The 9,662-nt window shown below is 29.0% G+C and carries 6 protein-coding genes and 1 rRNA gene; 5 read left to right on the top strand and 2 right to left on the bottom strand.

Annotated elements, in window-relative coordinates:
• Window positions 1–95: 95 nt before the first annotated feature.
• A 5S ribosomal RNA gene (gene rrf, locus J2Z25_RS18335) occupies window positions 96–212 on the top strand.
• 761 nt (window positions 213–973) lie between these two features.
• Here the strand turns inward: rrf and J2Z25_RS18330 are convergent.
• Together J2Z25_RS18330 and J2Z25_RS18325 are read right to left on the bottom strand one after the other, a co-directional pair.
• Window positions 974–2,200, bottom strand: coding sequence for an ABC transporter permease (locus tag J2Z25_RS18330; protein ID WP_008681296.1), 1,227 nt, complete (start codon window positions 2,198–2,200; stop codon window positions 974–976).
• A complete protein-coding gene (locus tag J2Z25_RS18325; RefSeq protein ID WP_097034529.1) occupies window positions 2,200–3,108 on the bottom strand; it encodes an ABC transporter ATP-binding protein in 909 nt (302 codons plus the stop codon). Before J2Z25_RS18325 ends, J2Z25_RS18330 begins: the two co-directional genes overlap by 1 nt.
• A gap of 328 nt (window positions 3,109–3,436) precedes the next feature.
• Here J2Z25_RS18325 and glgB point away from each other — a divergent pair, with 328 nt between their 5' ends.
• Genes glgB through glgD form a run of 4 tightly spaced genes read left to right on the top strand, consistent with a single transcriptional unit; the run spans window position 3,437 to window position 9,237 of the window.
• Window positions 3,437–5,413 (top strand): 1,4-alpha-glucan branching protein GlgB, encoded by a 1,977-nt coding sequence (gene glgB, locus J2Z25_RS18320; protein WP_008681300.1) that lies wholly within the window; start codon window positions 3,437–3,439, stop codon window positions 5,411–5,413.
• Window positions 5,414–5,447: 34 nt separating this feature from the next.
• Window positions 5,448–6,893: a glycogen synthase GlgA gene (gene glgA / locus J2Z25_RS18315; RefSeq protein WP_008681302.1), complete on the top strand. Its 1,446-nt coding sequence runs from the start codon at window positions 5,448–5,450 to the stop codon at window positions 6,891–6,893.
• Window positions 6,894–6,932: 39 nt separating this feature from the next.
• The gene (locus tag J2Z25_RS18310; protein WP_209741548.1) at window positions 6,933–8,117 is read left to right on the top strand and encodes a glucose-1-phosphate adenylyltransferase; all 1,185 of its coding nucleotides are present in this window, start codon (window positions 6,933–6,935) and stop codon (window positions 8,115–8,117) included.
• A 13-nt stretch (window positions 8,118–8,130) separates the two neighbouring features.
• On the top strand, window positions 8,131–9,237 hold the full coding sequence (gene glgD, locus J2Z25_RS18305) for a glucose-1-phosphate adenylyltransferase subunit GlgD (RefSeq protein WP_008681306.1): 1,107 nt from the start codon (window positions 8,131–8,133) through the stop codon (window positions 9,235–9,237).
• Window positions 9,238–9,662 lie beyond the last annotated feature (425 nt).

Here is a 9,662-nt window from a genome sequence, read left to right as displayed (position 1 = left end):
ATATTTAGCTGACTGATACTAATAGGTCGAGGGCTTGACCAATAAAAATAGGCTTGAAATTAATTCATGTGCAATTTTCAGAGAACACTCTGAAATCTGGTGATGATGGCGTAGAGGAAACACTCCTTTCCATTCCGAACAGGAAAGTTAAGCTCTACAGCGTCGATGGTACTGCACGGGCGACTGTGTGGGAGAGTAGAACGTTGCCAGGTTATTAAAAAGACTTAAGAATTTATTCTTAAGTCTTTTTTATTGCCTTATCATTGTTTTATCCTTCAAGAGATAGTTATTTTCAAAGTGTGGTAACATATTTAACCGACTGATACTAATAGGTTGAGGGTTTGACCAATAAAAATAGGTTTAAATTTATTGTAATAATAACAGTTCTCTGAACTAAGTGCACTTAATTCAGAATCAGATGCTATCATATTCAAATTAGATTCATAATTTAATATAGTATTTTTATAAAGAATAGATTAAAAGAAATATAGATAAGAATGTTAGAGTATTTATATATATTAAATAAAGAATTATTATATATACAAATAAACAAAAAGTTATCAACATTAATTGCTTTATTATCATATATAATGTTGATAACTTTATATATATGTGGATAATAGTTTATTAGTTGTGGACTATATTATTAGTTGAGGATAAATAAAATGAATACAATATAAAATTTAAATAGATAATTATTTAAAGAATTTATTTATGGCCTTTAACTTAGATTATAAAACTATACAAGATAGTACTTATTTAATATATTTTTTTTATTTTATATTTACAAGAAAAATAATTTAAAAAGGATTTTCTTATTGCATATTTTAATAGTAGAAAGTTATTATAATTAGTAAATTTGATAATATACAAAGGGGGTCGCGTTTCGCGACCCCCTTTATGTTTATATATTATACTCTGCATTAATGGGTTTATTAATATAGATTCATGCTATCTAAAGTTATTATATTTATTATATTAAAATATCTTTTTTAGTAAAATTAATATGTGCTATTATATAAGCTATTATTGCCGTTATAATCATACAAACTATTCCATTGGTTGTTGTTAATTTAGGGTTTTGATACATTAATGCTAAGTCAGAAGTTACTAAGCTGCCTGCATCAGCATAAGTTGTAAAGAGAAGATGACTAATATCTCTTATTGAACTAATTGCTTGAGTTCCTATTGCTAAGAAGATAGTTGATATTACTGAGACAGCCATTGAGATCATACTACTTTTAAATATAGTTGATATCATAAAAATAACGGAGCAAGCTGATAAAATAAATAATGCTTGATAACCTATAGTTCTTACAGCACTTTCATTATTAGTGACCATTTTTGATGTATCTGGAATTTGTTTCATTATCATTTCTCCAGAGCCTTGATCAAAAACTTTTTCATATTTTTGTTCGATTCTGACTGGATAATCTGATGCATCAACATTACTTGTCATATTAACAACTGTCATTCCAACTAACTGAGGTATTAATATTAATGATAATACTGTAATAACTGAAACGATGAACTTAGATAATAGAATTTTACCTCTTTTAACTGGTTGCACAAGTAGGAATTTTAATGTTGCAGGTGTACATTCACCTGAAACAATATCACTCATGAATACAGCAATTCCTGCTATTAATACTCCTAATCCAAAGAAGCTATTAAGTGTTCTTAGGAAGTTAAAAGCATGATATTCCCAACCTTGCAAAGGTTTTATGTTATTATCCTTTAAATATTTTAAGTCATCTAACTGTTGTTTTGATTGGGCATACCATCTTTTATTCCATTCATTTATACCATCTTCTTCATATTGTTTAATCATATTTTCAGTAGATTTTATTGACTCGTCTAATTGCTTTTTCCATGCATCTTCAGAGATACCATTTTTGATTATTTCGTTATTATCTTCTATTTGCTTTAAAAGACTAGTTTCTATGTCTTTGGAGTTTTGAATCCATTGCGGGTCTCCATCGGCTTCAGCTCTTTTTATATCATTTCTTATATGAACTAATTGTTCTTCAGCTTGCTTTATTTGATATTCAGGAGAAGTCCATTCCTTCATATGCTTGTCATTCATCCATGTACCAAAGGCAGTTATTCCAATGAATGCTATAAATAATCCAAAGACGATCCAAGTTTTAGATCTTTTAAAAATTTTAATAAATTCATTTTTTATAAGAGTTAATAACATTATCTAATTCCTCCTTCAACTAATTCCATATATCTTTGTTCTAGGCCTTTACGTATCTTAAATACCTCTTGTACATCATAGTTGCTATTAACAAGATATTTAATTAATTCAGGAGTCTTATTGGATAATAATATTATTTCTATTCCATCATCAGTTTTCCTAGCAGAATTTATATAGTCAACAGATAATAATTTGTTAGTATCTATTTCTTGTAATAGTTTTAAGCAAATTATATCAGTATCAGTTTCCATAGACTCATTCATTACATTTTCTACTGATTTTATAGTTCCATGATTTATAAATGCTACCCTATCACAAAGATGTTGAACTTCTGAAAGTATATGTGAAGATATAAATACAGCCATCCCTCTTTCTTTGGCAGCTTTCTTAACTACTTCCCTAAAGTCTAATATTCCTGATGGATCTAACCCATTAGTAGGTTCATCTAAAATAAGAAGTTTTGGATTTGATAGGAGTGAAGCAGCCAAACCTAAGCGCTGTTTCATACCTAGTGAGTATTTTCTAACCTTATCGTCTATTCTATTTTCAAGGCCTACTAATTTTATGGTTTCATCTACTTGCGTTTTAGGAATGTTTCTAATTCTAGCAATTTGCATTAAATTTTCTCTTCCTGATAAGTATTTATATAATTCAGGATTTTCAACTACAGCACCAACTTCCTTTAAGGCTTTTTCCGTATCATTTTTTAAATCGTGCCCACAGATACTGATGCTACCTCCGTTTGGATTTATAAGTCCTACTAACATTCTTATAGTTGTTGTCTTTCCGGCTCCATTTGGCCCCAAGAAGCCAAATATTTCACCTTCTTCTACAGAAAAAGAGATATCTTTTATTATTTCTCTTTTTCCAAGTTTCTTTTTAAGTCCTTTTACCTCTAAAACCTTCAATTTGTTACCTCCCTTAAGTTATCTATTAATAATTTTAGAATCAAAATCTTAATTTAAAGAGGTATAAAACCTTAATAAAACCTTAATATAGTTTTAATATATATTGATAGTGAAAATTCGAGTTGAAATTGTAAAAATGCCATAGATATTATATTAAATAGTCGTATGGCAGTAGTTCTTAATATATTAAAACCTGTTGGCTGTAAATATATGAAGAAAAATAATAGATAGTAACGATTATAGTATTACGGAAAAAATGGAAAATAATGTAATGAGGTGATATAATTATCAACATGAGAATTATGTTAACTTCAAGGGGAGGGGTTGTATGACTAAAGTGGCAAAGGATAAAGTTAAAAATGGACAGCTTATAGATATAGACATTGATTTATTTCATAAAGGCAAAAATTATAGTAGTTATAGATTTATGGGAGCTCATTTAGTTACTGAAAAGAGAAAAAGGGGAATAAGATTTACAACTTGGGCACCGAATGCAAGCAAAATCTATGTTGTTGGAGATTTTTGTGATTTTAAACCAGAAGATGAATTTAAAATGGAAAAGGTTAATAAAAGAGGAGTATGGTCAATATTTATACCAGGGTTAAAAGAAGGTACTAAATATAAATATTTTATTATAAATAAGAATAGTTCAAATGGGGTATATAAAGCAGACCCTTATGCAATGTTTTCAGAGCTTAGGCCTAATACTGCATCAATAATTACAGATGAATGTAAGTTTAGGTGGTCAGATAAAAGATGGACAAATAAAAGAGAAAAAACAGATATTTTAAAGTCACCAGTAAATATTTATGAGATGCATTTAGGTTCATGGAAAACTAAGGAGGGCGAGTTTCTTACATATAAAGAGTTATGTGATGAGCTACCTAAGTACTTAACAGAAATGGGTTATACTCACGTAGAGTTTATGCCATTAATAGAACATCCATTAGATGCTTCTTGGGGGTATCAAGGAACGGGATATTATTCTGTTACTAGTAGATATGGCAATCCAGAAGGTCTAAAAGAATTAATAAATGTACTTCATAAAAATAATATTGGAGTTATTCTTGATTGGGTACCAGGACATTTTTGTAAAGATGAACATGGTTTATATCATTTTGATGGTAGCCCAACTTATGAATATCAAGAAGGATGGAAGGCTGAGAACAAAGGATGGGGAACAGCTAATTTTGATTTGGGTAGGCCTGAAGTAAAAAGTTTCCTAATCTCCAATGCACTATTTTGGATAAGAGAGTTTCATATAGATGGATTAAGAGTAGATGCAGTATCTAATATGCTTTACTTGAATTATGGAAGAAATGATGGTGAATGGAGACCAAATAAATTTGGTGGAGATGGTTGTTTAGAAGGTATAGAGTTTATAAAAGAATTAAATAAAGCTGTGTTTAGCGAATTTAAGAATGTTCTTATGATTGCTGAAGAATCAACATCATGGGCAGGTGTCTGTAAGCCAATAGAAGATGGTGGATTAGGATTTAACTTTAAGTGGAATATGGGATGGATGAATGATACGTTGAGGTATGTAGAAATAGATCCTATATATAGAAAACATCATCATAATAATATGAATTTTTCTATGATGTATAACTACTCAGAAAATTTTATATTACCAATATCACATGATGAAGTAGTACATGGTAAGAAATCCTTGATAGATAAAATGTGGGGAGATTATTGGAATAAATTCGCCGGGTTAAGATTATATTTAGCTTATATGATGGGGCATCCAGGAAAGAAATTAACGTTTATGGGATACGAATTTGCTCAATTTATAGAGTGGAGGGAGTATGAACAGCTAGAATGGAAATTAATTGAGAATTTTGAGATGCATAAAGTAACTCAAGATTATTGTAAGACTTTAAATAGGTTTTATAAAGAACATAATGCTCTTTGGGAATTAGATTATGATACTAATGGGTTTGAGTGGATAGATGCAGATAATGCTAATCAAAGCATATTTACATTTATAAGAAAAGGAAATAAGACTAAAGATGCATTAATATTTGTTTGTAACTTTACACCTGTTGTATATCATGATTTTAGAATTGGAGTACCATATAATGCAGAATATAGCGAGATATTTAATTCTGATAAAAGGGAGTTTGGAGGATCAAATCAATTAAATGAGGATGTCATATTATCAGAAAAAATAGAGTATCATAATAAGCCATACTCTATTGCATTAAAAGTACCACCTATGGCTGTTTCAATATTATCTATTAAAGAACTAGTTAAGAGTTCTGAAAGAAATGCCATAGAAAGTAAGGAGATAATAGAAAGTTAAAAAAATAACATGAGATTTAATTGGGGGGATAAATTTGAATATTTTAATAGTAGCATCAGAGGCACATCCGTTTATTAAAACTGGTGGATTAGGAGATGTTATTGGGGCTTTGCCGGTAGCATTAAATGATCTAGGTGCAGATGTAAGAGTAGTAATTCCTAATTATAGGGATATAAAAAAGGAGATAAAAGAAAACTTAAAGTATATTGATAATTTTACTGTAAATGTGGGATGGAGAAATCAATACTGTGGAATCTTGGAATATGAACATGAAGGAGTAAAGTTTTATCTTTTAGATAATGAATACTACTTTAATAGAGGTGGATTGTATGGATATTATGATGATGGCGAAAAATTTGCTTTTTTTGATAGAGCAGTTTTAGAATTCGTAAAACATATAGATTGGGTTCCAGATATATTACATTGTAATGATTGGCAAACTGGAATGGTACCAGTACTTCTTAAATTAGAATATTCAAAGGAAGAAAAGTTCAAAAATATGAAAACAATGTTTTCAATTCACAACTTATTTTTTAAAGGGATGTTTGATCCTAAAGTTTTACCAGAGCTATTTGGTTATGATTATGAATCCTTTAATAATGGGAGTTTAGAACATTATGGTGCAGTTAGTTTTCTAAAGGGTGGAATTAACTATGCAGATAAAGTTACTACAGTAAGTAAGAGTTATGCAGAGGAAATTAAAACTCCAGAGTATGGAGAACAGTTAGAGGGGTTACTTAGATATAGAAGCTCTGTATTAGAAGGAATAGTAAATGGAATAGACTATAAGGAGTATAATCCAGAAGAGGACAAGTATATATACTCTACTTATAGTGTTAATGATTTAGAAAATAAAAAAATTAATAAAGAAGAATTACAAAAAGAATTAGGGTTAACAGTAAATAAGGATGTTCCAATGATTGGATTAGTATCTAGGCTAACACATCAAAAGGGTTGTGACTTAATTATTAATATATTAGAAGAATTATTAAAAGAAGATATTCAAGTTGTGGTACTAGGTACTGGAGATTATATGTATGAAGAAAGTTTTAAAAGTTTCCAAGGAAGGCATCCTAATAAGATTAGTGCAAATATAAAATTTAGTAATGAATTAGCACATAAGATTTATGCTGCATCTGATATGTTTTTAATGCCTTCATTATTTGAACCTTGTGGACTTGGACAATTAATTGCACTTAGATATGGAAGTATTCCTATAGTTAGAGAAACTGGAGGGCTTAAGGATACAGTAACTCCTTATAATGAGTATGATGAGACTGGAAATGGATTTGGTTTTAAGAATTACAGATTTGAAGAACTTCTTAATATAATAAAATATGCCCTAAAGATTTATGAAAATAAAGATAAATGGAATAACATTGTTAGACAAGCTATGAGTGCAGATAATAGTTGGGAAAAGTCTGCAAAGGAATATATTGAAATATATAACAAATTAATTACTAACAATGATAATAAATAAATTTTTCTAAAATTAATATATGAGTATAGGAGAGAGAGTATGGGAAAAAAAGAAATTGTAGCAATGGTTTTAGCAGGTGGACAAGGATCTAGGTTGGGAATATTAACTAAAAATATAGCAAAACCTGCAGTACCATTTGGTGGGAAATATAGGATTATAGATTTTCCTTTAAGTAATTGTTCCAATTCGGGTATTTACAAAGTAGGTGTATTAACTCAATACAAGCCGTTAGATTTAAATTCCCATATAGGAATAGGTGATCCATGGGATTTAGATAGAAGAGATGGAGGAGTATCCATATTGCCACCATACCAAGAAGAAAAGGGGGGGGATTGGTATAAGGGAACTGCTAATGCAATTTATCAAAATATAGAGTATGTGGATAGATATGATCCAGAATATGTTTTAATACTGTCAGGTGATCATATTTATAAAATGAATTATGATAATATGTTAGAGTTTCATAAAGATAATGGTGCAGATGCAACAATTGCAGTTATAGATGTTCCACTAGAAGAAGCTAGTAGATTTGGAATAATGAATACTAGAGAAGATAACACAATATATGAATTTGAAGAAAAGCCTAGTGAACCTAAGAGTACTAATGCATCAATGGGAATATATATCTTCAATTGGGCAGTATTAAAGAAATTCCTAAGAGAAGATGAAAATGATTTATCTTCAAGTAATGATTTTGGTAAAAATATAATACCTAAAATGCTTAATGAAGGAAGAAAGCTAATTGCATATCCATTTAAAGGATATTGGAAGGATGTAGGAACTATAGATAGCTTATGGGAAGCTAATATGGATCTATTGAAAATAGATAATGATTTAAATTTATACGATAGTGAATGGAAAATATATTCGCAGAATCAAGTAAGGCCAGCCCATTATATAGGGGAAGAGGCTAAGATAGTAAATTCTTTAATAGTAGAAGGTTGTATAATCAATGGTAAAATAGAAAATTCCGTATTATCTCAAGGTGTGTATGTTGGTAAAAATACAGTAATAAGGGATTCTGTAATAATGCCCAATGCACAAATTGGAGATAATGTTGTAATAGATAAAACTATAGTTGGAAGCAATGCAATAATAAATCATGGCTGTAGAATTGGTAATGGGGCTTCAATAGAAGTTGTTGGGGCTTATCAATATATAGTTAATGAATCAACTATAACTTTAAAAGAGATATGTTTAGATGATGAAGTGATTAATATTTAAGGAGGCTGAGAGAATGAATAATTGTTTAGGGATAATAAATTTAGATGAAAACCAAAGTAGGATGGGAGAATTAGTAAGGTATAGAACTTTAGCATCAGTGCCTCTTTCTGCAAGATATAGAGTTATTGATTTTGTGCTATCTAATATGGCTAATTCAGGAATAGAGGGAATAGGAATATTCACAGCTAATAAATCAAGATCATTAATAAATCATCTAACTAATGGTAGACCATGGGACTTGCATAGAAAAAAAGATGGGCTTAGAGTGTTTAACTTTGGAGATTATGACCCTAACTATGATGATGTTCATAATTTTCTAGATAATATTGAGTTTATTGAGCAAAGTAGGAGGGAATACGTATTAATAAGTCCATCATATATGATATGCAATATAGATTATAATGAAGCGTTAAGATATCATAAGAAATCTAAAAATGATATAACTATAGTATATAAAGAAGTAGAAGAGGCAGATAAAAAGTTTATAGAGTGTGAAGTTTTAAATATAGATAATAATAATAGAGTAATTAGCATTGGTGAAAATATAGGTAGAGAGAAAAATGCCAAAATAAATATGGAAATGTATATTATGAAGAGGGAGTTATTTACTAATATAATTCATGAATGCATAAAAACTGGAATCCATAGAAAAATAAGAGGATATATAGCTTCAAATCTTAATAAATTTGAAGTTGGAGCATTTGAGTTTGATGGATATTTATCTTGTATAAATTCTATTAAATCATATTTTGATACTAATCTAGATATACTAGATCAAAATATAAATAAAGAGTTGTTTTATAATAAAAAACCTATATATACAAAATCACAAGATGAACCTCCAACACAATATACAGATATGAGCCTAGTATCAAACTCTATAATTGCAAATGGATCATATATAGAGGGAGAAATAAAAAATTGTATAATTGGTAGAAGAGTTGTTATTGGAAGAGGAGCAAAGCTTGAGAATTGCGTTATAATGCAAAACACAATAATTGGTTCTGATGCCATAATGGATAGTGTTATAGCTGATAAAGGAACTGTAGTAAATGAAAGTCAAGTAATTAAGGGGACAAGTAATTATCCCGTAACTATTCAAAGAGCAAAAGTTGTTTAAGAAAGAAATATAAAAATAAATATTAAATATTAAATATATAAATCTATATAGTAGCTATAGAAATAGGGCTAATGGCTACTATATAGATAAAATATAATAACAAATGTTCCTGGTGTATCAATAGTATTATATATTAGAAATAAAGAGTTTTATTAAGTATTAGTAATATAATTTAATATAAATATCATATTTTGTAGAAATAAGTATTAATATAAGTGGTAAGATTAATCTCGTTCCAAGCGAGGAACGAAACAAATTAAAGAAATCATAAAAACAATAAAAATGTGTTGACAATGATAACTTTAAATGATAAAATAATTAAGTCGCTTGAGGGCGATGAAGAAAATGGTCTTTGAAAATTGAACAGAATATAAGTTAAGTAAACAAACCAGCAATTCTTTTAGACGTCTTAACATTAAGACTCA

The organism is Clostridium tertium (assembly GCF_017873245.1).
GTDB classification, from domain to species: Bacteria; Bacillota; Clostridia; order Clostridiales; family Clostridiaceae; genus Clostridium; species Clostridium tertium.
This window is presented reverse-complemented; position numbering and strand designations above follow the sequence as displayed.